The 22,256-nt window shown below is 72.6% G+C and carries 18 protein-coding genes; 15 read left to right on the forward strand and 3 right to left on the reverse strand.

What is annotated here, in order from left to right:
* The first annotated feature begins 86 nt into the window (after positions 1-86).
* The 7 genes from DP939_RS11060 (at position 87) to DP939_RS11090 (ending at position 6,181) form a co-directional block, all read left to right on the forward strand.
* Entirely contained in the window at positions 87-1,127 is a 1,041-nt protein-coding gene (locus DP939_RS11060) for an LLM class F420-dependent oxidoreductase (protein ID WP_113980523.1), read from the forward strand.
* A gap of 294 nt (positions 1,128-1,421) precedes the next feature.
* The gene (locus DP939_RS11065; RefSeq protein ID WP_113980524.1) at positions 1,422-2,492 is read left to right on the forward strand and encodes a M24 family metallopeptidase; all 1,071 of its coding nucleotides are present in this window, start codon (positions 1,422-1,424) and stop codon (positions 2,490-2,492) included.
* Between the two features lie 35 nt (positions 2,493-2,527).
* Positions 2,528-3,088, forward strand: a complete 561-nt coding sequence (gene efp / locus DP939_RS11070) for an elongation factor P (protein WP_113980525.1) — start codon at positions 2,528-2,530, stop codon at positions 3,086-3,088.
* Entirely contained in the window at positions 3,088-3,498 is a 411-nt protein-coding gene (gene nusB / locus DP939_RS11075; RefSeq protein WP_111170010.1) for a transcription antitermination factor NusB, read from the forward strand. The genes efp and nusB overlap by 1 nt, the downstream gene beginning before the upstream one ends.
* A 77-nt stretch (positions 3,499-3,575) precedes the next feature.
* Complete coding sequence (locus DP939_RS11080) at positions 3,576-4,337, forward strand: class I SAM-dependent methyltransferase (protein ID WP_113980526.1); 762 nt, start codon at positions 3,576-3,578, stop codon at positions 4,335-4,337.
* Positions 4,338-4,375: 38 nt separating this feature from the next.
* The gene (gene dinB / locus DP939_RS11085; protein ID WP_113980527.1) at positions 4,376-5,614 is read left to right on the forward strand and encodes a DNA polymerase IV; all 1,239 of its coding nucleotides are present in this window, start codon (positions 4,376-4,378) and stop codon (positions 5,612-5,614) included.
* A 147-nt stretch (positions 5,615-5,761) separates the two neighbouring features.
* Positions 5,762-6,181, forward strand: a complete 420-nt coding sequence (locus tag DP939_RS11090) for a DUF3040 domain-containing protein (protein ID WP_113980528.1) — start codon at positions 5,762-5,764, stop codon at positions 6,179-6,181.
* 156 nt (positions 6,182-6,337) lie between these two features.
* Here DP939_RS11090 and DP939_RS11095 read toward each other — a convergent pair whose 3' ends face one another.
* The 3 genes from DP939_RS11095 to DP939_RS11105 form a co-directional block, all read right to left on the reverse strand.
* A complete protein-coding gene (locus DP939_RS11095) occupies positions 6,338-8,761 on the reverse strand; it encodes a transglutaminase TgpA family protein (RefSeq protein WP_113980529.1) in 2,424 nt (807 codons plus the stop codon).
* A gap of 73 nt (positions 8,762-8,834) precedes the next feature.
* Complete coding sequence (locus DP939_RS11100) at positions 8,835-10,106, reverse strand: DUF58 domain-containing protein (protein WP_113980530.1); 1,272 nt, start codon at positions 10,104-10,106, stop codon at positions 8,835-8,837.
* Entirely contained in the window at positions 10,103-11,107 is a 1,005-nt protein-coding gene (locus DP939_RS11105; protein ID WP_113980531.1) for an AAA family ATPase, read from the reverse strand. Before DP939_RS11105 ends, DP939_RS11100 begins: the two co-directional genes overlap by 4 nt.
* Positions 11,108-11,547: 440 nt before the next feature.
* Here DP939_RS11105 and mraZ point away from each other — a divergent pair, with 440 nt between their 5' ends.
* From mraZ to murD, 8 genes are all read left to right on the forward strand, one after another.
* Positions 11,548-11,979 (forward strand): division/cell wall cluster transcriptional repressor MraZ, encoded by a 432-nt coding sequence (gene mraZ, locus DP939_RS11110; RefSeq protein ID WP_111170440.1) that lies wholly within the window; start codon positions 11,548-11,550, stop codon positions 11,977-11,979.
* 232 nt (positions 11,980-12,211) lie between these two features.
* Positions 12,212-13,204: a 16S rRNA (cytosine(1402)-N(4))-methyltransferase RsmH gene (gene rsmH / locus DP939_RS11115; RefSeq protein ID WP_113980532.1), complete on the forward strand. Its 993-nt coding sequence runs from the start codon at positions 12,212-12,214 to the stop codon at positions 13,202-13,204.
* Positions 13,176-14,252, forward strand: a complete 1,077-nt coding sequence (locus tag DP939_RS45395; protein WP_147267952.1) for a hypothetical protein — start codon at positions 13,176-13,178, stop codon at positions 14,250-14,252. The genes rsmH and DP939_RS45395 overlap by 29 nt, the downstream gene beginning before the upstream one ends.
* A 533-nt stretch (positions 14,253-14,785) precedes the next feature.
* Positions 14,786-16,516: a peptidoglycan D,D-transpeptidase FtsI family protein gene (locus DP939_RS11125; RefSeq protein ID WP_113980534.1), complete on the forward strand. Its 1,731-nt coding sequence runs from the start codon at positions 14,786-14,788 to the stop codon at positions 16,514-16,516.
* A 37-nt stretch (positions 16,517-16,553) separates the two neighbouring features.
* Positions 16,554-18,068 carry a UDP-N-acetylmuramoyl-L-alanyl-D-glutamate--2,6-diaminopimelate ligase gene (locus tag DP939_RS11130; RefSeq protein ID WP_113980535.1) on the forward strand — a complete coding sequence of 505 codons (1,515 nt, stop codon included), beginning with the start codon at positions 16,554-16,556 and terminating at the stop codon, positions 18,066-18,068.
* A 9-nt stretch (positions 18,069-18,077) separates the two neighbouring features.
* Positions 18,078-19,457 carry a UDP-N-acetylmuramoyl-tripeptide--D-alanyl-D-alanine ligase gene (locus DP939_RS11135; protein WP_113980536.1) on the forward strand — a complete coding sequence of 460 codons (1,380 nt, stop codon included), beginning with the start codon at positions 18,078-18,080 and terminating at the stop codon, positions 19,455-19,457.
* Positions 19,454-20,512 (forward strand): phospho-N-acetylmuramoyl-pentapeptide-transferase, encoded by a 1,059-nt coding sequence (mraY, locus tag DP939_RS11140; protein WP_113980537.1) that lies wholly within the window; start codon positions 19,454-19,456, stop codon positions 20,510-20,512. The genes DP939_RS11135 and mraY overlap by 4 nt, the downstream gene beginning before the upstream one ends.
* The gene (gene murD, locus DP939_RS11145) at positions 20,494-21,888 is read left to right on the forward strand and encodes a UDP-N-acetylmuramoyl-L-alanine--D-glutamate ligase (protein ID WP_113980538.1); all 1,395 of its coding nucleotides are present in this window, start codon (positions 20,494-20,496) and stop codon (positions 21,886-21,888) included. Before mraY ends, murD begins: the two co-directional genes overlap by 19 nt.
* The last annotated feature ends 368 nt before the right edge of the window (positions 21,889-22,256 follow it).

The raw sequence follows: 22,256 nt of genomic DNA on the forward strand, positions 1-22,256 counted from the left end.
TCTGGCTGTCGCCAGGCCGACACACGGCGGATACGCTGACACCTGACCGAATATGATTCTGTACTCCCGATGGAGGCTCCGTCCGCATGCGCATCGGTATGGCACTGGGATACGCGGGGGGATTCAAAGAGACGGTGGCCGAGCTGGTCGACCACGAAAAGGCCGGGCTCGACATCGTATTCGTCCCCGAGGCGTACACTTTCGACGCCGTCAGCCAGATGGGCTACATCGCGGCCGTGACCGAGCGGGTGCGGATCGCCTCCGGCATCCTGCCGATCTACTCCCGCACCCCGGCGTTGCTGGCGATGACCGCGGCCGGGATGGACTACGTCTCCGAGGGCCGGTTCGTGCTCGGCCTCGGGACGTCCGGGCCGCAGGTCATCGAGGGGTTCCACGGCGTGCCGTACACCGCCCCGGTCGGCCGCACCCGGGAGGTCATCGAGATCTGCCGCAAGGTGTGGCGGCGCGAGCGGCTGGAGTACGAGGGCAGGCACTACACCCTGCCGCTGCCCGAGGGCGCGGGCACCGGCCTCGGCAAGCCGCTCAAGCTGATCAACCACCCGGTGCGCGACCGCATCCCGGTCGTGGTGGCCGCGATCGGGCCGAAGAACGTGGCGCTGGCCGCCGAGCTGGCCGAGGGCTGGCAGCCGATCTTCTACCTGCCGGAGAGGGCCGGAGCCGTGTGGGACGGGCCACTCGCGGAGGGCCGGGCCCGCCGTGACCCCGAGCTGGGCCCCCTGGACGTGATCGCGCAGGCCCCGCTGGCCATCGGCGACGACGTGGCCGGGCTGCGGGAGTTCGTCCGGCCGGTGCTCGCGCTCTACATCGGCGGAATGGGCGCGCGCGGCCGCAACTTCTACAACGACCTGGCCCGCCGCTACGGGTACGAGCGGGAGGCCGAGCGCATCCAGGATCTCTACCTTGCGGGCAAGAAGGACGAGGCCGCCGCCCAGGTGCCCGCCGAGCTGCTGGAGAAGACCTGCCTGATCGGCCCGGAGGGGTTCGTCCGAGACAGGATCCAGGCGCTGCGGGAGTCGGGGGTGACCACGCTCAACGTCACGCCGCTCGCGGACACGCCGGGGGAGCGGGTGAAGCTGATCGAGCGGGTCAGAGCCCTGGCCTCCTGAGGCAGAGCCCGGAGGCAAGGCCCCCGCCCTGCGGGACAGGGCGGGGGCCGCTGCCGTGCATCAGGGCACGGGGCCCCACGGCGGGCCGCACCCGACAGGGAGGAGAGGCGAGTCCGGCCGCCGAGATGGACAACTTATCGCACAATCGGCTTGACTTTTAGTCATATCCGAAAGTCATGGAATTGATCGTTTTATGGCAGAGCTGTCTTTCTTGCGGGCTTCTGCCGTACGTATCGAGAGTCTTGCCCGGCGGGTCCTTGCCGTACGTTATGCCGCGTGCCGTACATTCGGCGCATGTCCGCCAACCACCACGAGCGCCGCAGGCGCCTGTCCGGGCTGCTGCCCCCCGCCGGCGTCGAGGCGATCCTGGTCACCAAGCCCGTCAACGTCCGCTACCTCACCGGCCTGGTCAGCAGCAACGCCGCGCTGCTGGTGACGGCCGCGGGCGGGGCGGCGCTGGCCACCGACCTGCGCTACTTCGAGGCGGCCCGGAAGATGTGCGCGGACATCGAGGTCATCGAGGGGCGCGACACCGCCGGTGTGCTCGCCAGGCGCGCAGGCCCGGTACGGCTGGCGGTCGAGGGCCACCACCTGCCGGTCGCCGAGTTCCGCAGGATCGCCCCGGAAGCGGAGGCCGGCGAGCCGCTGCCGCTCTCCGGGCTGGTGGAAGAAGTGCGCACGGTCAAGGACGAGGCCGAGATCGACCTGCTCCGCACCGCGTGCGCGATCACCGACCAGGCGCTGGCCGACGTGCTGGCGGCGATCAGGCCCGGGGTGACCGAGCGGGCGATCGCCCGCATGCTGCAGGGCCGGATGCTCGAACTCGGCGCGGAGAAGGCCGCCTTCGACACCATCGTGGCCGCGGGCCCGAACGGCGCGGTGCCGCACCACTCGCCCACCGACCGGCCGGTCGCCCCGGGCGATTTCGTCACGATGGACTTCGGCGCGCTGCACGCGGGCTACCACGCCGACATGACCAGGACCGTGATGGTCGGCCCGCCCGCCGACTGGCAGCGTGAGCTGTACGAACTCGTCCGCACCGCGCAACGCGCGGGCAGGGACGCGGTCAGGCCCGGGGCCACCGCCCACGACCTGGACGCCGCCGCCCGCGATCTGATCACCGAGGCCGGGCACGGCGAGCACTTCGGGCACGGTCTCGGGCACGGCATCGGCCTGGAGATCCACGAGGTTCCGTTTCTGGGCCCGGACAAGCCCGGTAGGATAGAGGATCGAGTTCCGATCACCGTTGAGCCGGGGGTCTACCTCCCCGGTAGGGGCGGGGTTCGCATCGAGGACACGCTCGTGACGCGCGTCGACCGACCGGAGCTCCTCACCCAGACGACCAGAGAGCTGCTGATCCTCTAAGGCGGGAGTGGCAGCCGTACGCAGGAGACAAGCGAGTGGCGACGACCAACGACCTCAAGAACGGCATCGTACTTCGGCTGGACGGCGGCGAGCTGTGGACGGTCGTCGAGTTCCAGCACGTCAAGCCCGGTAAGGGCGGCGCGTTCGTGCGCACCAAGCTCAAGCACGTCCTGTCCGGCAAAGTCGTCGACAAGACCTTCAACGCCGGGGTGAAGGTCGAGGTCGCCAACGTCGACAAGCGGGAGATGCAGTACTCCTACCCCGACGGTGACGACTTCGTGTTCATGGACACCGAGACCTACGACATGGTCAACGTCCCGCGCGCCACCGTCGGCTCCGCCGCCGACTACCTGCTGGAGAACACCCTGGCCACGGTGGCCTTCAACGACGGCGCGGCGCTCTACATCGAGCTGCCCGCCGCGGTCGAGCTGACCGTGTCGCACACCGAGCCGGGCCTGCAGGGCGACCGCTCCACCGGCGGTACCAAGCCCGCCACGCTGGAGACCGGCGCGGAGATCAAGGTCCCGCTGTTCATCACCACCGGAGAGAAGGTCAAGGTCGACACCCGCACCGGCGACTACCTCGGCCGCGCCTGATGACCGCACGGGGCAAGGCCCGCAGGCGAGCCCTGGACATCCTCTTCGAGGCGGAGCTGCGCGGCGAGGATCCGGGCAGGATCCTCGCCGAGCGGCTGGAGCGTGCCGAACCACCGGTCAACGAGTACACCGCCGCGCTCGTGGAGGGCGTGGTGCGCCACCTGCCCAGGATCGACGAGCTGATCTCGACCTACTCCGAGGGCTGGAGCCTGGACCGCATGCCCGCGGTGGACCGCAACGTGCTCCGCGGCGGCTCCTACGAGCTGCTGTGGATGCCCGACGTCCCGGAGGGCGTGGTGATCAGCGAGTGGGTGCACCTGGCCTCGGAGCTGTCCACCGACGAGTCCCCCCAGTTCATCAACGGCATTCTGGCCCGGTTCAAGGAGCTCAAGCCCAGCCTCAGCCTGTGAGGACCGGCCGCCCGGCGTAGGCTGGGGCGCGTGGGACGCCCTTGGACCTGAGGGCGCGGTCGAGGGAGGCTGGGACGTTGCGGACCGAAGGTGTGACCCGGCAGGCGGCCGTGCCTGCGGCGCGGACCGCCGTGCTGTGGGACGCGTTGCGGGCGGTGTTGGCCGAGCGGGCCTCCGCCACCGGGCGCGCACGGCTCGACATCATCGACGCCGGGGGCGGTACGGGCGGTTTCGCCGTGCCCCTGGCGGGGCTGGGGCACGCGGTCACCGTGGTGGACCCGAGCCCCGACTCGCTCGCCGCGCTGGAGCGGCGCGCGGCCGAGGCGGGTGTGGGCGTGCGCGCGTTGCAGGGCGATGCCGCCGACCTCGGCGACCTGCTTCCCGAGGGCGGCGCGGACCTGGTGCTGTGCCACAGCGTGCTCGAGTACGTCGATGACCCGGCGGGCGCGCTGCGGGCGGTGGCCCGCCTGCTGCGGCCGGGCGGCGTGGTGAGCCTGCTCGCCGCCAATCCGGTCGCCACGGCCGTCCACCGGGCGCTGAGCGGGCGGTTCGAGGAGGCCAGGCTGGTCCTCGGCGACGCCGAGGGGCGCTGGGGCGACCGCGACCCGACCCCGCGCCGGTTCACCGGCGAAGGGCTGGAGGCGCTGCTGGCCGCCACCGGCTTCGCGGTGGGCGAGGTGCACGGCGTGCGGATCTTCGCCGACCTGGTGCCGAGCCGGCTCGTGGACGGCGAGCCCGGCGCGGCGGAGGCCCTTGTCGCGCTGGAACGTGCCGCCGCGGCCCATCCGGTGCTGCGGGAGATCGCCACCCAGACGCACGTCCTGGCGACCCTCGGGTAGGCCGCCTGCTCGAACGCGCGTTCGCCTAGGATGGTGCCGTGTCCCGCAAACAGCAGGTCCCCAGGGTCATCACGACGGGGTCGGCCGACGACACCGGCTGCCCCATCCTGCATGTTGACATGGACGCGTTCTACGCGAGCGTCGAGCTGCTCGACCGGCCGGAGCTGGCCGGCACCCCGGTGATCATCGGCGCGGCCGGGGCGCGCGGCGTGGTGCTCAGCGCCACCTACGAGGCCAGGCGCTACGGCGTGCACTCCGCAATGCCGATGACCCGCGCGATGCGGCTGTGCCCGCAGGCCACGATCATCCCGCCCAGTCACGGAAAGTACTCGGCGGTGTCCCGCGGCGTGATGGAGATCTTCCACGCGGTGACGCCCCAGGTGGAGCCGATCGCCTCCGACGAGGCGTTCCTGGACGTCGGCGGCGCGCGGCGCAGGCTGGGTTCGCCCGCCCGGGTGGCCGCGCTGATCCGGACCCAGGTCGCCGAGCGCTTCGGCATCACCTGCTCGGTGGGCGTGGCCAGCAGCAAATTCGTAGCAAAACTGGCATCTCGCCAGTGCAAGCCGGACGGCCTGCTGGTGGTCCCCGCCGACGGGGTGGTGGAGTTCCTGCACCCGCTTCCGGTCGGGGCGCTGTGGGGGGTCGGCGACCGCACCGAGGAGGCCCTGCTGCGGCTGGGCATCAAGACGGTGGGCGATCTGGCCAGGGTGCCGGTGACCACGCTGCGCCGGGAGCTGGGCCACGCCGCGGGCGGCCACCTGGCCGCCCTGGCCTGGGGCCGCGACGAGCGGGAGGTGACCCCGCACGTCCCGGACAAGAGCATCGGCGCGGAGGAGACCTTCGCGGCCGACGTCGATGATCCGGAGACGATCCGCAGGGAGCTGCTGCGCCTGTCGGAGAAGGTCGCGGCGCGGCTGCGCGCGGGCGGTCACGTCGGCCGCACGGTCAGTGTCAAGCTCCGCCGCGCCGATTTCACCACCATCACGCGTTCGCGCACCCTGCGCGAGGCGACCGACGTCGCGCAGGAGATTTACGTCACAGCCTGCGAACTTTACGCCGCCGCGGACCTCGCGCGGGTGCGGCTGCGGCTGGTCGGAGTGCGAATGGAGAACCTCCTGAGGGCCGAGGCATCCGTGCGTCAGCTTACTCTTGGAGAACGAGAGTCCGGCTGGAGGGAGGCGGAACGCGCGATGGACAAGGCGGTCGCGAGGTTCGGCCCGGGGGCGGTGCGCCCGGCCTCGCTGGTGCGGCCAAAGTTTGATGGAATAGATCTATGACGTCACCTCCGGTTTGGTCTACGTTGGACGTTTTCTTTCGCCCGCGTCTACAGCCTCGTATTCTGGGGATAACCGACCGCGAGGTTCGGACACCCCGTGTCGTCCGTTGCCGTCTTCCCCGTCCTGGGGCCGTCCTTGGGAGGCGCCGTGCCGCTCTCTGAGCACGAGCAGCGCTTGCTCGACCAGATCGAGCAGGCCCTCTACGCCGAGGACCCGAAGTGGGCCAATACCGTACGAATCCGCGACCCCCGTAACCACTACAAGCGCCGCCTCGTGAAGGCCAGCATCGGCTTCCTTCTCGGCGTCGTCCTGCTGATGGTCGGCGTCGTGTCGCAGCTCATCCTGCTCGGTGTCGGCGGCTTCGTGGTCATGCTCCTGGCGTGTCTTTGGGGCTTGTCGAGCTGGAAGAAGATGAACGGGTTCGGTGACGGCTCGCCGTCACCGGCGCCGGGCCAGCCCGGCGCCGCACCTCCCGGCCGTCCGGCCGGTGGGCGGCGCGGCGGTCCGCGGCCCAGCTTCATGGAACGCATGGAGGAGCGCTGGCGGCGCCGCCACGACGAGCGCTGAGCGACCGCTCCGCGACGCCGTACGACCGGCCGGACCCCTCCTGCGTCTCTTCGTCCCCTTCGCCCACCGGCGCGGGGGAGCAGATCATGGCGAGAGAACGAACGTGGCCGCCCCCGCAGCGCGGGGGCGGCCACGTTTCGTGGGCGCCGTCGGTGCTCAGCCCGGCGTCTTGCGCACCCGCAGGCTCTCCAGCCGGTCGAACCCGTCCAGCAGCCGCCCGCCGACCAGGCGCAGCCGCCGCAGCATCGACGGCGGCAGCAGTACCGCCCTGATCCGCCGCCCGCGTGAGGCCGTGGCGGCCAGCGCGCGGCGCACCCGCCGCAGATCCTCGCCCATCGGCCGCTGGTCACCGGGCGACCTGGCGAACAGCATCCGCTCGGTCGCCGTGGCGATCCGCTCGATCGCCGCCGCGGCCAGCGGGTCGAAGCCGTGCTCGGCGGCCAGCCTGCGGCTCAGCGCCCGCGGCGTCTCACTGGCCCCCCGGCTCAGCCCGTAGTCGTACAGCGCGTCGTCGAACTCCGCCCACGCCGCCGACACCGGCGAGGACCGCCTGACCGTCCGCACGCCGACGGACGGCTGGGAACCGCCTCCCGGCCCTGGGTCGTCCGCGACGGGCCTTCCCACGACCCGCAGCCGCCGCCTGCGCACGAACACCCGCAGCGCCGCCGGGATCAGCACGATCAGCAGCAGCACCAGCGCGCCCGTGCCGATCCGGCCGCCCACGGACGTGGTCTCCTCCGGCGCGGCCGGGGTGATCGTGCCCTCCCGGTCGAGCAGCGCCGGGTTGCGCGGGCGTTCCGGCGTGCCGCTGGTCGTACCGGTCTCCTCGTCCTCGCCGCCGGCCGGGCCGGGGGAGGAGGTGGCCGGGCCGGGCTCGTCGGGCGGCGGCATGCTGTAGTCGGGCGCGCGCGCCGTGCCCTGTCCCGCCGTCCCCGAGGGGGTCGGCTCGAAGGGGAGCCAGCCCACGCCCTCGAAGTACAGCTCGGGCCAGGCATGCATATCGTGCGTGCCGACCTGCCAGCGCCCGCCGCCCAGCGGCGTGCCGCCGGTGTAGCCGACCGCCACCCGGGCCGGGACGCCCAGGGTGCGCGCCATCACGGCCATCGCCGCGGCGAACTGCTCGCAGTACCCCACCCTGCTGCTGGTCAGGAAGTCCAGCAGCGCGGAGTTGCTGTGGCCGCTCTTGGTGTTCACGCTGTAGGAGAAGTTCCCGTCGTCGGTGAACCACTCCTGCAGCCGGACGGCCTTCTCATAAGGGGTCTTCCGGTTCCTGGTGACGCGTTCGGCCTCCTGGCGCACCTGCGGCGGCAGCCCCCGCGGCAGCGCCAGATAGCGCGCGGCGACCTCCGGGACCGGCTCGCCCGACTCCTTCAGCCGGTCGGCGGTGGCCTTCGGCTCGCCGCTGATCACCTGGTAGCGCAGGCCCCGCGTGGAGTCGCGGGTGGAGAAGACCATGAGCGAGGTACGGTCGGCCCGCCAGTCGCCCTCCGCGGTCACCCGCAGCGGCGGGTACGGCAGCGGCAGGAACTCCACGTCCAGATCATCACTGATCTGGATGTCGGTCTTGACCTGCCGGTCCTGCGGGCTGGGGGTCAGCCCGGGCGGCGCGGGCAGCGGCCCGTTCTCCACCCGGTTCTCCGGGGTCCCCGACGGGTTGGACATGGTCCACACGTCGCTGTTGAACGTGTCCAGCGCGTACAGCCGCAGGTACCTCGGCACGTTGTCGTCATTGGCGTACGTGAGGACGGGCGTGTTCTCCGGCAGCGTGAGCTGCCCCTTCAGCCCCACGATCGGGTTGGGGATGCTGATCGTGTTGCCCTCGCCCCTGCCGTCGCCCGCGCCGACGCCGAAGGTGAACAGCGGGTTGGGTTCGAGCGTCGGCACCAGCGCGGGCACCAGCACGGCCAGCCCGATCGCCGTCACCCCGATCCGCTTGCCGGACAGCCGCAACTGCCCGCTGTCGCCCTCCCGCCTGGCGGCCGTGCCGCGCATCCGGCGGACCAGCACCGCCCGGCCCCAGTGGCCGATCCGCTCCCGGCCGTCGGCGAGCAGCAGCGCGGTGAACCCCAGCGCCGCCACGATGAACGCCGGCCAGGGGATCTGGTCGGTGACGATCTCGGCCGGCACCACGAACAGCGCGAGCAGCGGCAGCCCCGCGAGCGCGGCCCGGCGCAGCCGTACCGCCAGCAGGTCCACCGCGACGGCGATCAGCCCGATGCCCAGCGCGGTGAACAGCATGATCGACGGGTTGGCCGGGACCGGCGGGGCGTAGCGCTGGATGTCCTGGAAGCCGTCCTCGACCAGGCGGGCCAGGGCGATCACGGAGTCGCTGGTGGGCACCACCATGGCCCACGCCTCATCCCCGGCGAACGCGGCGGTCAGGTAGATCCACAGCCCGGCGAGCTGGGCGAGCGCCGACAGCCAGGCCGGTACGGCCAGCCGGGAGGCGATCACCCCCACCGCGCCGATCACCACGATCGCGCCGAGGGTGGTCCACAGCCAGGCCCCTCCGGAGAAGAGCTGGTACAACGTCGTGGCGACGGCCATCGTGGCCAGCGCCGCGGTGATCGGAAGTCTCATTCCCCACCTCCGCCGGCTGTGCTCATTCGCCACCTCCGCCGGCAGTTCTCATTGGCCCTTCCGGCGGCAGTTCTCATTGGCCACCTCCGGCGGCCGTGTTGCCTATCGGGGACCGCGCGGCCCGGCGGGCGGCCTCCGGCCATACCGACGCGATGGACGCGCCGGAGCGCAGCCGCGCGACCCGCCAGCCGTACCCGGCAAGGACGGCCCTGGCCTGCTCGTAGTCCTCGCTGGGCGGCGCGTCGGGATGCTCCCACACGGCCGTGTCGAGCACCACCGCCACACCGGTGACGCTGCCGTGCCGCAGCCGGGCCACGGCGGTGACCTCCTCGGCCCGCAGCGACCCGAGCACGGCCACGATCAGCCCGTCGCCGCCGCCCTGCCGCAGCGCGGTGATCCCGTACTCCAGCGAACGCGTCTGGCTCTGCCGTACCACCGCCAGCGTGTCCAGCAGACCGTGGCTCAGCCCCGTGTCGGTCAGGTGCTCCGCGCCCTGGTCGGTGACCAGGCGCAGGCCCAGGCCCTCCCGGGCCAGGTGGACGCCGATGGAGGCCGCGGCCGAGACGGCGACCTCGAACGACGAGCGCGGGCCCTCCCCCCGGTGGGCCATCCTGCGGGTGTCGAGCAGGAGCGCGCCGCGGCTCTGCCACTGCTGCTCCTCCCGCCGCACCATCAGCTCGCCGTGCCTGGCGGTGGAGCGCCAGTGGACGCGGCGCAGGTCGTCCCCCTGGCGGTACTCCCGCGGCGCCACGTCGTCATCGCCCGCCGCCGCCACGCTCCTGGTACGGCTGTCACCGCCGCCGGTCCACTCGCCGGAAAGACGTACATGCGGCAGCGGCACCACCTGCGGCGTCACCACCAGGGTGTCGCTGATGGTGAACCCGCGGGCCAGCTCGACCAGCCCGAACGGGTCGGTGATCCGCACCGAAAGCGGCCCGATCGGGAACTTGCCCCGCAGGTCGGAGCGGACCCGGTAGTCGATCTCGCGAATCCCCTGCGGCTCCACCCGGTCCAGCACGAACCTGGGCCGCGCGCCGAGCGCGTAGGGAACGGTGTCCTCCACCAGCAGCAACCCGGTCGGCAGCCGGGTGACGTTCTCCAGCCGCAGGGTGACCGTGGCCTCGACGCCGACCTCCGCGCGCTGCGGCTCCAGGCGGCGGGCGCAGCTCAGCCGGTAGCGGGTGCGCGCGACGACCATGGCGGCCAGCAGCGGCAGCGTGAGGATCAGGATGCCGATCCGCAGCAGGTCGTGTTCGCCGAGCAGCACGGCGCACAGCAGGGCGGCGATCCCGGAGGCGACGAACGACCGCCCGCGCGCGGTCAGCGCGCCGAGCCCCGCCTTCACCGCCTCGTTCCCACCCCGCCGGGCCCCCGGCCCGGTGCGTCGGGCACGGGCACGCGGCGTACCAGGTCGGCGACCACCTGCTCGGGATGGCGGCGCTGGCCCTGCGCCTCGACGCTGGGCAGCAGCCGATGGGCGAGCACCGGGATGGCGAGGTCCTGAAGGTCGTCGGGGATGACGTAGTCGCGGCCCGACAGCGCGGCGTGCGCCCGGCCTGCCCGCACGAGCTGCAGCGTCGAGCGGGGCGAGGCGCCGAGGCGCAGGTCCGGGGTCTGCCGGGTGGCGGTGACCAAGTCGATGGCGTACTTCTTGATCGGCGGGGAGACGAACACCGCCCGCACGGCCTCGATCAGCGCCCGCACCTCGGCGGTGGTGGCCACCGGCTCCAGCTTGTCCAGCGGCGAGGCCGCGCCGTGGACGTCCAGCATCTCCAGCTCCGCCGCAGGCTCGGGGTAGCCCATCGCGATCCTGGCGGTGAAGCGGTCCCGTTGCGCCTCGGGGAGGGGATAGGTGCCCTCCATCTCGATCGGGTTCTGGGTGGCGATCACCATGAACGGCGTGTCGAGCCGGTACGTGGCCCCGTCGACGGTCACCTGGTGCTCTTCCATGCACTCCAGCAGCGCGGACTGCGTCTTGGGGGAGGCGCGGTTGATCTCGTCGCCCACCACGATGTTCGCGAAGACCGGGCCCGGCTTGAACTCGAACTCGCGGGTCTGCTGGTTGTAGGCGCTCACCCCGGTGATGTCGCTGGGCAGCAGGTCCGGGGTGAACTGCACGCGGCGCACGGGACAGTCGATGGACCGGGCCAGCGCCTTGGCGAGCATCGTCTTGCCGACACCCGGCACGTCCTCGATGAGCAGGTGACCCTCGGCCAGCAGGACGGTCAATGTGAGCCGGACGACATCCGCCTTGCCCTCGATCACCGATTCGATCGCGTGCCGGATCCGGTGCGCTGTGGAGACCAGATCCTCGAGTTGATGTCCGACGTCATGGCTGACAGCCACCGGGCCTCCAGGATGGTGGTACGGCAAGCCCGCGCAGGCGCTTTTGCGGGGGCCTTGCGTTTCTTTTCCATTGTGTGTACAGACACTACGTTGCCGGGGGTTGCGGGGCGACTTTTAGCCGATTTACCGGCGAATGCCGCTATAGCCCGGCCGCTATACGGGCGCCCGTGCTCCACGGCGCTCCACCACTGCACCCCACCCGCCACGTATTCGGGGCGCTGTAGGTATTCCGGCGCCGGCACGCCGCGCCGACACGCGGGGGCGCCGCTCCGCGCCCCCACCGGTACTCCACCGCCCTGACCTGCACAAACGTCACGAAAATGGCGGCGACACACGGCGACGATTAGTTGACGGTGGAGAGAAGTGGAGTAAGGTGGTGCGCAGTGGAGGGCAGGTGCTCTCGTGACCGAGCACTCCACTAGGCACGGGAGGTGGAGCCGATGTTCCTCGGCACACACCAACCGCGCCTGGACGACAAGGGACGGCTGTTCCTGCCGGCGAAGTACCGTGAGGAGCTGGCGGAGGGTCTGGTGATCACCAAAGGCCAGGAGCGCTGCCTCTACGTTTTTCCCGTAGAGGAGTTCGAGCGCATCACCGAGGCTCTGCGCACCGCGCCGGTGACCGCCAAGGCGGTCCGCGACTACAGCCGTGTCCTCTTCGCGAGTGCGTCCGACGAGGTCCCTGACAAGCAGGGGCGGATCACGATCCCGCAAGCCCTTCGCCAGTATGCCGGGCTCACCCGTGACTGTGTGGTGATCGGGGCCAACACGCGGCTGGAGATCTGGGACGCGCGTGCCTGGGAGACCTACCTGTCCGACCAGGAGCAGGCGTTCGCCGATCTGTCGGAGGAGGTGCTGCCAGGGATTTTGTGACAACGGTCGAATCGTCGGTGTAACAAGTCGTTCGGCGAGGTCTCCACCCGCACCCACTGGACCACCAGCTGATGCACCTTCCCCGGTGTCAGGTGGCGGTCACCCAGACGGTTGCGGATGGGGACCTGGCCGGACGGCCGGGTGGGGGCCCGAGAGAGAACGGGATGGCCGATGGTTCGGCGAAGCCGCGAAACATCCGCGAGTACGAGCGGCGGGAGGGGGTGGAAAGAGCATGCGAGCGACTGATGACAACGGTCTTCGCGCGGGCGGCCATGTGCCGGTGATGCTCGCGCGCGTGCTCGACCTCCTCGCGCCCGCGCTGGACCGGCCGGACTCGGTGCTGGTCGATGCCAACCTCGGGCTCGGCGGGCACGCGGAGGCGCTGCTCGCGGCCCACCCCACGCTCCGGCTGATCGGGATCGACCGCGATCCGGTGGCCGTCGAGCGCTCCGCCGTACGGCTGGCCCCCTTCGGCCTGCGCGCCACGCTGGTGCGCGCGGTCTCCAGCGACCTGCCCGCCGTGCTCGCGGCGGCCCGGGCGCCGCGCGTGGACGCCGCGTTGTTCGATCTCGGCGTGTCCTCGCCGCAGCTCGACGAGCCGGAACGAGGATTCGCCTACTCTTACGACGCGCCGCTCGACATGCGGATGGACCGCGAACAGGAGCTCACGGCGGCGGAGGTGGTCAACACCTATCCGGCGAAGGAGCTGACCCGCGTGCTGCGCGACTACGGCGAGGAGCGGTTCGCCGCGCGCATCGCCCGGCTGATCTGCGAGGAGCGGGCCAGGGAGCCCATCGACTCGACCAGGCGGCTGGCCGACATCGTGCGCACCGCGATCCCCGCCGCGACCCGGCGCACCGGGGGCAACCCCGCGAAGAGGACTTTCCAGGCGTTGCGCATCGAGGTGAACGAGGAGCTGTCCGCCCTGGAGACGGCGCTCCCCGCCGCCCTCGACGCGCTCACCCTGGGCGGGCGGGTCGTCGTGCTCGCCTACCACTCCCTTGAGGACCGGCTGGCCAAGCAGGTCCTCGCGGCGCGAACCAAGGAGACGGGCCCACCCGGCCTGCCGGTGCCGCTGCCCGCGCACCAGCCGAGGTTCCGCCTGGTGACGAGGGGAGCCGAACTCCCCGACGAGGAGGAGGTCACGCGCAACCCGCGCGCGGCCTCGGCCCGCCTGCGGGCCGCAGAGAGGATCCGTGAGCCTGTTGACGAAGACCGAGCGTGAGCTCCCGCGTGGAGTCCGCTCCCGCACGCCCCGTCAGCCCCGCGCCACCACGGCACGGGTGGCCCCGCCGCGCCCGAAGGCCCCCCGGCCGAACCAGCGGCGCCCGGAAGAGATCCCGGAAAACGGCTCCCCGGCCACCGGTGCTCCCGACCGGACCGCTCCAGGCAAGGAGACCTCAGGCCGGACCGCTTCCGGCAGGAGCGCTCCGGGCAAGCGCGCTCCCGACCGGGTGACCCCGGGCAAGGGCGCCTCCGGCCGGTCCGGCGCGGGCAAGGGCACTTCCGAGCGGTCCGCCACGGGCAAGGGCGCGTCCGGCCGGATCGCCCCGGCCAAGGCCGCCCCCGGCCGGTCCGGCGCGGGCAAGGGTGCTCCCGGTCGCTCCGCCCCGGAAAGAGGCGTTCCCGGCCGCGCCGGCTCGGGCAAGGCCGCTCCCGGCCGGTCCAATCCGGAAAGAGGCGCTCCTGGGGCGAACGGCTCGGGCCGTAGTGCCGCCGGCCGGGTCGTTCCGGACAGGGGCGCATCGGGTCGCCCCGCTCCGGGCAAGGCCGGGCCTGACGGGTCCGCCCCGGGCAAGGCCGCCGCTGAGGGGGTCGGCCTGGGCAACGGTGTGCTGGGCAAGGCCGGTCCGGTACGCGATCTGCTGAGCGGGGGCGCTCCGTCGAAGAGCGCGTGGCGTACGGGCGAGACGCGGCGGCTGCCGCGCCCGGCCCGGGCCGCGACCGCCGCTCCGGCCCGCCGCGGCCGCGCGCCGCGCGCGCCGTTCGTGCTGCTGCTGGTCGGCCTGCTGTGCGGTGGCCTGGTCACCCTGCTGCTGCTCAACACCGTCCTGGCCCAGGACTCCTTCGAGGCCGACGAGCTTCGCCACGGCGTCGCCCGCATCCAGCGGGAGGCCGAGCGGCAGAAGCTCGACAACGCCCGGCAGGACACCGCCGAGGCGCTGGCGGAGCGGGCCGGGAAGCTCGGCGCGCGGCCCGACCCCTCGGCCAGGGTGATCGAGATCGGCAAGGGCGCTCCCGTGGGCGCCGAGACGGGGGACGCGGGCAGGTGAGAAACGGCGGTGGCCGGGGTTCGGGACCCGGCCGCGGCGGATCCGGCGCCGGAGCCTCTGGGGGCCCCGGCGCCGGTCGTCGTGTGCCCGGTGGCCCGCGCAGGCCCGGCGGTACCGGACCACCACCGGGAGACGGCCACCAGGCCCCGCCCCCCCGGCGAGCGGGCGACGACCCACCCCGCCAGGACCGCCGCCCCGGCGACGGCCCCCCGCGCCCCGGCAAGCCCACCGGCGACGGCACGCCACGTTCCGGAAAGGGGAACGGCGAGGCCACGACCCGTTCCGGCCGGGCCAACGGTGATGGTCCGGCGCGTCCCGGCAGGGCGAACGGTGATGGCGGGGCACGTTCTACCCGGGTGAGCGGCGATGGTCCGGTACGTCCTGGCAGGGCGAGCGGCGACGGGCCGCCGCGTCCGGGGCGGGGGAATGGTGAGGGTCCGCCGTGGGCCGGGCGGCTGCGCGGGCCGGGTCCGCATGACCCGCAGCGACCGCCGCGCCCCCGCAGGCCGCCGCGTCCGCCGAAGCCCCCCACGATGCTGCGCCTGGGCAACCCGCGCAGGCGGATCGGCATCGGCCTGATCGGGATGACCTTCGTGCTGTCCATCCTGTCCGGGCGGCTGGTGCAGCTCCAGGGCCTGGACTCCAAGGTCTACGAGGCCAGGGCCGCCGAGCAGCGCGTGCAGCCCGAGACGCTGCCCGCCAGGCGCGGCCCCATCACCGACATCAACGGCCACGAGCTGGCCGTCACCGCCGAGGCGCGGGAGGTGTCGGTGGACCCCTCCAGGGTGACCCCCGCCCAGCGCACCAACCTCGCCGCCATGCTCGCCACCGAGCTGCGCAAGCCGCAGCCTGAGGTCGCCGCCAAGCTGGCCCGCACCCAGACGCGCTACCAGCTCATCGCCAAGGACGTCGATCCGGTGGTCGCCCAGCGCATCGTGGACCGCGGCTACAACGGCGTCAGCATCAAGTCCCAGTACCGCCGCCTCTACCCGGGCGACGACCTGGCCGGCAGCCTGATCGGCTTCGTCGGCTTCGAGGGGCGCGGCCTGGTCGGCCTGGAGCGGATCCACGACAAGGTGCTCGCCGGGCGGGACGGCCTGCAGAGCATCGAGATGGGCAGGGACCGCCAGCGCATCCCGATGACCCGGGACACCCGCAAGGCCCCGGTGCCCGGCAGAGAGGTCCGCCTGACGATCGACCGCGACATCCAGTGGGCCGCCCAGAAGGCCATCGCCGAGCAGGTCAGGGCCACCGGCGCGCGCAGCGGCAGCGTGATCGTGATGGACGTCCGCAACGGCCACGTCCTGGGCATGGCCAACGCCCCCGAGCTCGACCTCAACAACTGGCAGAAGACCCCCCAGGAGGCGTGGATCAACCGCGCCGTGGCCGAGGTGTTCGAGCCCGGCAGCACCGGCAAGGTGATCACGGCCGCGGCGGCCCTTGAGGCCGGGGCGGTGCGCCCGGAGTCGGTCTTCGACGTACGTGACTCCATCCGCTGCGCCGACCGCGTGCTGCACGACTCCCACCCACACCAGCCGGAGAAGCTGACCTTCTCCGGGATCGTGGCCACCTCCAGCAACGTCGGCACGATCATGGCCGCGCAGAAGATCGGGAACCAGGCGCTGCACAAGAAGCTCCTCGACTTCGGGTTCGGCGTCAAGCCGGGCAGCGGCCTGCCGGGCGAGGAGGCCGGGCTGCTGCCGGGCTGGCAGAAGTGGTCGGGCAGCCAGGGCTGCACGATCGCCTACGGACAGGGCGTGTCGGTCACCGCGCTGCAGATGGCCAGCGTCTACCAGACCATCGCCAACGGCGGCGTGCGGATCACGCCGCAGATCGTGGCCGGGATCGCGGATGAGGACGGCAAGATCGTACCGGCCGAGCCGGGTGAGCGTACCCGGGTGATCGGTTCGCGCGCCGCCAAGGACATCGCGCTCATGCTGGAGGCGGCGGTGAGCGAGGAGGGCACCGGCAAGCTGGCGGCCATCCCCGGCTACCGTGTGGCCGGCAAGACCGGCACCGCGATGCGCTATGACGCGAAGTGTCAGGGCTACTGTGGTTACACGGCGACGTTCGCGGGGTTCACCCCGGCGGACGAGCCGAGGATCGTCGCCCTCTCGGTGATCCAGGACCCTCGCAAGGGGCACTACGGCGGCGAGATCGCCGCGCCCGTCTTCAAGGACGTCATGACCTTCGCGTTAAAGAGCAGGAAGATTCCACCTACCGGTACTACTCCGCCATCGGTGCGGATACGCGCCGATGGGTGACGAGTGACGGTACGCTCTCGCCGTGCGTCCCCCGTCTATGCGTCCGACGACGAGTCCGCCGCGCCCGCTGTCCGGGCTCGCGGCGCTGCTCGGCGTGCCCAGTGAAGGCCCGCGCGCCGCGGTCACCGGCATCACCCACGACTCGCGCCAGGTACGGCGCGGCGATCTCTACGCGGCCCTGCCGGGGGCGAACTTCCACGGCTCCCGCTTCGCCGCCGAGGCGCTGGCGTCCGGGGCCGCCGCCGTACTGACCGACCCCGCGGGCCGGGACACCGCGGCGGCCACCGGCCTGCCGGTGCTCGTGGTGCCCGACCCGCGCGCGGTGCTGGGCAAGGTCGCCGCCTGGGTGTACGGCGATCCGGCCGCCGCCGTGACCGTCCTCGGGGTGACCGGCACCAGCGGCAAGTCCACCAGCACGTTCCTGCTGGAGGCGGGGCTGCGCGCGGCCGGGCACAGCGCCGGGCTGATCGGCGGCGTGGAGATCCACGTGGCCGGCCGGAGCTTCCCCGCGCAGCTCACCACGCCGGAGGCGAGCGACGTGCACGGCCTCCTCGCGCTGATGCGCGAGGAGGGCGTCACCGCCGCCGCCATGGAGGTCTCCAGTCACGCCCTGGCCCTGGACCGGGTGGACGGCGTGCGCTACGACGTGGCCGTGTTCACCAACCTCTCCCAGGACCACCTCGACTTCCACCGCGACCTCGACGACTACTTCGCCACCAAGGCGAGGCTGTTCACGCCGGAGTTCAGCCGCGTCGGGGTGGTCAACCTCGACGACGCCCACGGCCGCGAGCTGCTGGGCATGGCCAAGATCCCGATGACCTCGTTCTCCGCGGCGGGGTCGGCGCGGGCCGAGTGGCGGGCGCAGGACGTCCGCTGCGGCGGCGACGGCAGCACCTTCCGGGTGGTGGGCCCGGGCGGGGTGGAGGCGGACGTCACGGTGTCGCTGCCCGGCCCCTTCAACGTGTCCAACACCCTGGGCGCGATCGTCGCCCTGGTGGAGGCCGGAGTGCCGATGCAGGCCGCGGTCCACGGCGTGGGCTCGCTGCGCGGCGTACCGGGCCGCATGGAGCGGGTCGAGACCGGCGGCGACTACGAGGTGATCGTCGACTACTCCCACAAACCGGGCGCGGTGGAGTCGGTGCTGCGGTCGCTGCGCGAGGTCACCGCGGGCACGCTCATCGTGGTGCTCGGCTGCGGCGGCGACCGCGACCAGGGCAAGCGCCCGCTGATGGGGGAGGCCGCCGCCCGGCTGGCCGACGTGGTCGTTCTCACGAGCGACAACCCGCGCTCCGAAGACCCTCTGGTCATCCTGGACGCCATGCTCGAAGGGGTGCTGGACGTCCCGCCCCGGGAACGCGCGCATGTGATCATGGAACCGGACCGCGCCGCGGCCATCGGCCTCGCGGTGCGACGGGCCGGGCCCGGCGATGTCGTCCTGATCGCCGGCAAGGGTCACGAGCAGGGGCAGTACATCGCCGGCGAGGTGATCCCCTTCGACGACCGGCAGGTGGCCGCGCAGGCCGTCCGCCGCCGGGAAACATATGGAGAGTAGGGAAGAAGCATGATCCCGATGCCGCTGGCGAGGGTCGCCGAGATAACCTCGGGGGCGCTCACGGGCATTGCCGATCCCCGCGCGGTCGTGCGCGGGCCCGTGGTGGTCGACTCGCGGGCCGCCGAGCCGGGATCTCTGTTCGTCGCCCTCAAGGGCGCTCGCGTGGACGGGCACGACTTCGCCGAGGAGGCGCACCGCGCCGGGGCCGTCGCGGTGCTCGCCGCCCGGCCCACCGAGGCCCCCACGGTGATCGTCGGCGACGTGCTCGCCGCCCTGGCCGCCCTCGCCGCCGAGGTGTGCGCCGAACTCCCCGGGCCCACCGTGCTCGGCGTGACCGGCTCCGCCGGCAAGACCACCACCAAGGACCTGCTGGCCGGGCTCACCTCCCTGATCGGCCCCACCGTCTCCCCGGCCGGCTCCCACAACAACGAGATCGGCCACCCGCTCACCGTGCTGCGGGCCGACGCCGCGACGAGGTTCATGGTGCTGGAGCTGAGCGCCCGCAACGTCGGGCACATCGCCGCCCTGGCCCGCATCGCGCCGCCGCAGATCGGCGTGGTGCTCAACGTCGGCACCGCCCACCTCGGCGTGTTCGGCAGCAGGGAGGCGATCGCCAAGGCCAAGGGCGAACTGGTCGAGGCGCTGCCGGGCAAGGGCGGCGTCGCGGTGCTGAACGCCGACGACCCGCACGTACGCGCGATGGCCGACCGCCGCCCCGCCCGGGTGACGCTGTTCGGCCGCACGCCGGAGGCCGCCGTACGGGCCGAGGACCTCTCGCTCGACGACCGCGGCCGGGCCCGCTTCACCCTGTGCACGCCCTCCGGCGACGCGCCGGTCGCGCTGCGCCTGTACGGCGAGCACATGGTCTACAACGCGCTGGCCGCCGCCGCCGCGGCCTACGAACTGGGCCTCCCGGTCGCCACCATCGCCAGGCAGCTTTCCGAGTCGGTGCCGCGCAGCCCGTGGCGGATGGAGGTCACCGACCGGCCGGACGGCGTCACCGTGATCAACGACGCGTACAACGCCAACCCCGACTCCATGCGCGCGGCCTTCGTCACCCTCGGCGAACTCGGGCGGCAGCGGCGCAGGTTCGCGGTGATCGCACCGATGCTGGAACTCGGCGAAGAGGGCCGGCTGCTCAACGAGCAGGCCGGCCGGATGGCCGCGGGCGCCGGCCTCGCCGGGCTGATCGTGGTGGGCGGCGAGGAGGCCCGCTCGATCGTGGCCGGCGCGGCGGGCGCGCCGGTGCTGCACGTGCCCGACCCCCCGGCGGCGGCACAGGCGCTGCTGCCCAGACTGGCTCCAGGAGACGTCGTGCTGATCAAGGGATCGCGGGCCACCGGGCTGGAACGCGTGGCCGAGCTGCTGCTCGGGGGTGCCGCCCAGTGAGGGACATCCTTGTCGCCGCCGCGGTGGCGCTGCTGCTCTCGATGATCGGTACACCGGTCGCGATGCGCGTGTTCTCCCGGCGTGGATACGGCCAGAACATCCGGGAGGAGGGCCCGTCCGGCCACTACGACAAGCGCGGCACGCCCACCATGGGCGGCACCGTGATCGTGATCGCCGCGCTGCTCGGGTACGCCGCCTCGCACGCCGCCACGCTCACCACCCCCACCATCTCCGGCGGGCTGGTGCTGTTCTTGATGACCGGGCTGGCCGCGGTGGGCTTCCTGGACGACTTCATCAAGATCTACAAGCAGCGCAGCCTGGGCCTGCGCAGCGGCGCCAAGGCGTTCGGCCAGCTCATCGTGGGCGCGGTGTTCGCCGTCCTGGTGGTCCGCTTCCCCAACGCCTACGACATCACCCCCGCCACCACCCGCCTTTCCTTCCTGCGAGACTTCGGCCCCTCGATCAGCCTGATCCCCTTCATCATCTGGGTGCTGATCATGATCGTCGGCTTCTCCAACGCGGTGAACCTCACCGACGGCCTGGACGGCCTGGCCTCCGGCGCGACCGGGGTGGTGCTCGCCTCCTACGTGCTGATCGGCAACTGGCAGCTCCGCAACAGTTGCGTGAACCAGCTCGGCCCGAACTGCTACTGGGTGCGCGATCCGCTCGACCTGGCGGTGGTGGCCGCGGCGGTGCTAGGGGCCTTGGTGGGCTTCCTGTGGTGGAACGCCCCACCCGCCAAGATCTTCATGGGCGACACCGGCTCGCTGGCGCTGGGCGGCGTGATCGCCGGGCTGGCCGTCACCACCCGCACCCAGCTCCTGCTGATCATCCTGGCCGGGATGTGCGTCATCATCACCCTGTCGGTGATCATCCAGGTCGGGTTCTTCAAGATGACCAGAAGACGCGTCTTCCGGATGGCGCCGCTGCAGCACCACTTCGAGCTGGCGGGCTGGGCGGAGACCACCATCGTGGTCCGGTTCTGGCTGATCGCGGGGCTGTGCGCGGCGGCCGGGCTCGGCCTGTTCTACGTCGAATGGATGCCCAAGTCATGATCACTGTGGCCGGTCTCGGCGTGTCGGGTCAGGCCGCGGCGCGGGCGCTGGCCGGGCGCGGCGAGCGCGTCGTGGTCCTTGAGGCCAAGGACGGCGAACGGCAGCGCGCGGCGGCGGCCGAGCTGGCCGGGCTGGGCGTGGAGGTGCGGTTCGGGCCGGACGCGAAGCCGCCCGCGGACACCACGCTGCTGGTCACCTCGCCCGGCTGGCCGCCGTCCCACCCGCTGCTGACCGCCGCGGCCGAGGCGGGCGTTGCGGTCATCGGCGAGGTGGAGCTGGCCTGGCGGCTGCGGCCCGCGGGGGCCGCGCCCTGGCTCGCGCTCACCGGCACCGACGGCAAGACCACCGTGGTCCGCATGCTGGCGGCCATGCTGACCGCCGCCGGGCACAAGGCGCTCGCGGTGGGCAACATCGGCACGCCCATCGTGGAGGCGGTCTCGGGGCCGGGCGACGTGCTCGCGGTCGAGCTGTCCAGCTTCCAGTTGCACTGGTCGAACAGCCTGGCCCCGCACACGGCGGCGGTGCTCAACGTCGCGCCCGACCACCTGGACTGGCACGGCTCGCTGGACGAGTACGCCAGGGTCAAGGGCAAGGTGTTCGAGCGCGCGGGCACGGTGGTCTACAACGCCGACGACGAGATCGCCACGCGCCTGGCGGAGCCGTACGCGGGGGCGGTGGGCTTCACCCTGCGGGTGCCGCGCCCGGGGCAGCTCGGCGTCGTCGAGGACCTGCTGGTGGACCGCGCCTTCGTGGCCGACCCCGCGGACAACGCCGAAGAGCTGGCGGAGCTGTCCGACGTACGGCCGTTCGCGCCGCACAACGTGGCCAACGCCCTCGCCGCCGCCGCCCTGGCCCGCTCCTACGGCGTGCCGGTCGCGGCCGTACGGCAGGGACTGGCCGACTTCGTGCCCGACCCGCACCGGATGGAGTTCGTGGCCACGGTCGGCGAAGTGAGCTACGTCAACGACTCCAAGGCCACCAACGCGCACGCCGCCGGGGCCTCCCTGGCGGCCTACCCGTCGATCGTGTGGGTGGCGGGCGGCCTGCTGAAGGGGGCCGACGTCGACGACCTCGTACGCCGGGCCGCGCCCCGGCTGCGCGCCGCCGTCCTATTGGGCGCGGACCGTGAGCGAATTCGGACGGCACTGGCGCGACACGCGGCGAATGTCCCCGTGGTGGAGGTGCCCGGGCAAGACACTGGGGTGATGGACCGCGTCGTCACCGAGGCCGCGGGGCTCGCCGCCCCCGGCGACACCGTACTGCTCGCCCCCGCCGGAGCCTCCCAGGACATCTTCGACAACTACGGGGCCCGGGGGGAGGCGTTCGCCCGGGCCGTCCACCGCCTGGCGGCCGACCCCGCCGGAGCCCAGGAGTGACCCCCCGCCCCCTCTCCCATCCAGCGCGCCCCGCTTTTTTCAGTCACCCGGCGTACGGCAGGGTTTCGGGCCGGCCGGTTCTCCGGCGCGGAGGCGAGCGGGCCGCCCACGCCTCGCGGGGCGGGCTTTCGCGCCCGGAGGGCCGACGCCTCATGGCGGGTCCGTACAGGGCCGGATGCGGGCGCGGCGGGGCGGGAGCGCGCGATGCCTGAGCCGGACGCCGTTACCGGCGCGTCGCGGCGGGGCCGTGCGATGCCGAGGGCGCGTGCCCGGACGGGTGTCCCGCGGTGGGGCCGCGCGGTGCCGGAGGCGAAGGCGGAGGACTCGTGGCGGGGGAGGTGGGGGAGATGACGACGGACACGGGGACC

Origin of the sequence: Spongiactinospora rosea (assembly GCF_003315795.1) — a bacterium.
Lineage (GTDB): Bacteria > Actinomycetota > Actinomycetes > Streptosporangiales > Streptosporangiaceae > Spongiactinospora > Spongiactinospora rosea.

Bases quoted from the DNA above. Each gene is read 5' to 3' on its own strand.
- DP939_RS11060 (WP_113980523.1), top strand. From the start codon at position 87: ATGCGCATCGGTATGGCACTGGGATACGCGGGGGGATTCAAAGAGACG.
- DP939_RS11065 (WP_113980524.1), top strand. From the start codon at position 1,422: ATGTCCGCCAACCACCACGAGCGCCGCAGGCGCCTGTCCGGGCTGCTG.
- nusB (WP_111170010.1), top strand. From the start codon at position 3,088: ATGACCGCACGGGGCAAGGCCCGCAGGCGAGCCCTGGACATCCTCTTC.
- DP939_RS11095 (WP_113980529.1), bottom strand. From the start codon at position 8,761: ATGAGACTTCCGATCACCGCGGCGCTGGCCACGATGGCCGTCGCCACG.
- mraZ (WP_111170440.1), top strand. From the start codon at position 11,548: ATGTTCCTCGGCACACACCAACCGCGCCTGGACGACAAGGGACGGCTG.
- rsmH (WP_113980532.1), top strand. From the start codon at position 12,212: ATGCGAGCGACTGATGACAACGGTCTTCGCGCGGGCGGCCATGTGCCG.
- DP939_RS11125 (WP_113980534.1), top strand. From the start codon at position 14,786: ATGCTGCGCCTGGGCAACCCGCGCAGGCGGATCGGCATCGGCCTGATC.
- DP939_RS11130 (WP_113980535.1), top strand. From the start codon at position 16,554: ATGCGTCCGACGACGAGTCCGCCGCGCCCGCTGTCCGGGCTCGCGGCG.
- DP939_RS11135 (WP_113980536.1), top strand. From the start codon at position 18,078: ATGATCCCGATGCCGCTGGCGAGGGTCGCCGAGATAACCTCGGGGGCG.
- murD (WP_113980538.1), top strand. From the start codon at position 20,494: ATGGATGCCCAAGTCATGATCACTGTGGCCGGTCTCGGCGTGTCGGGT.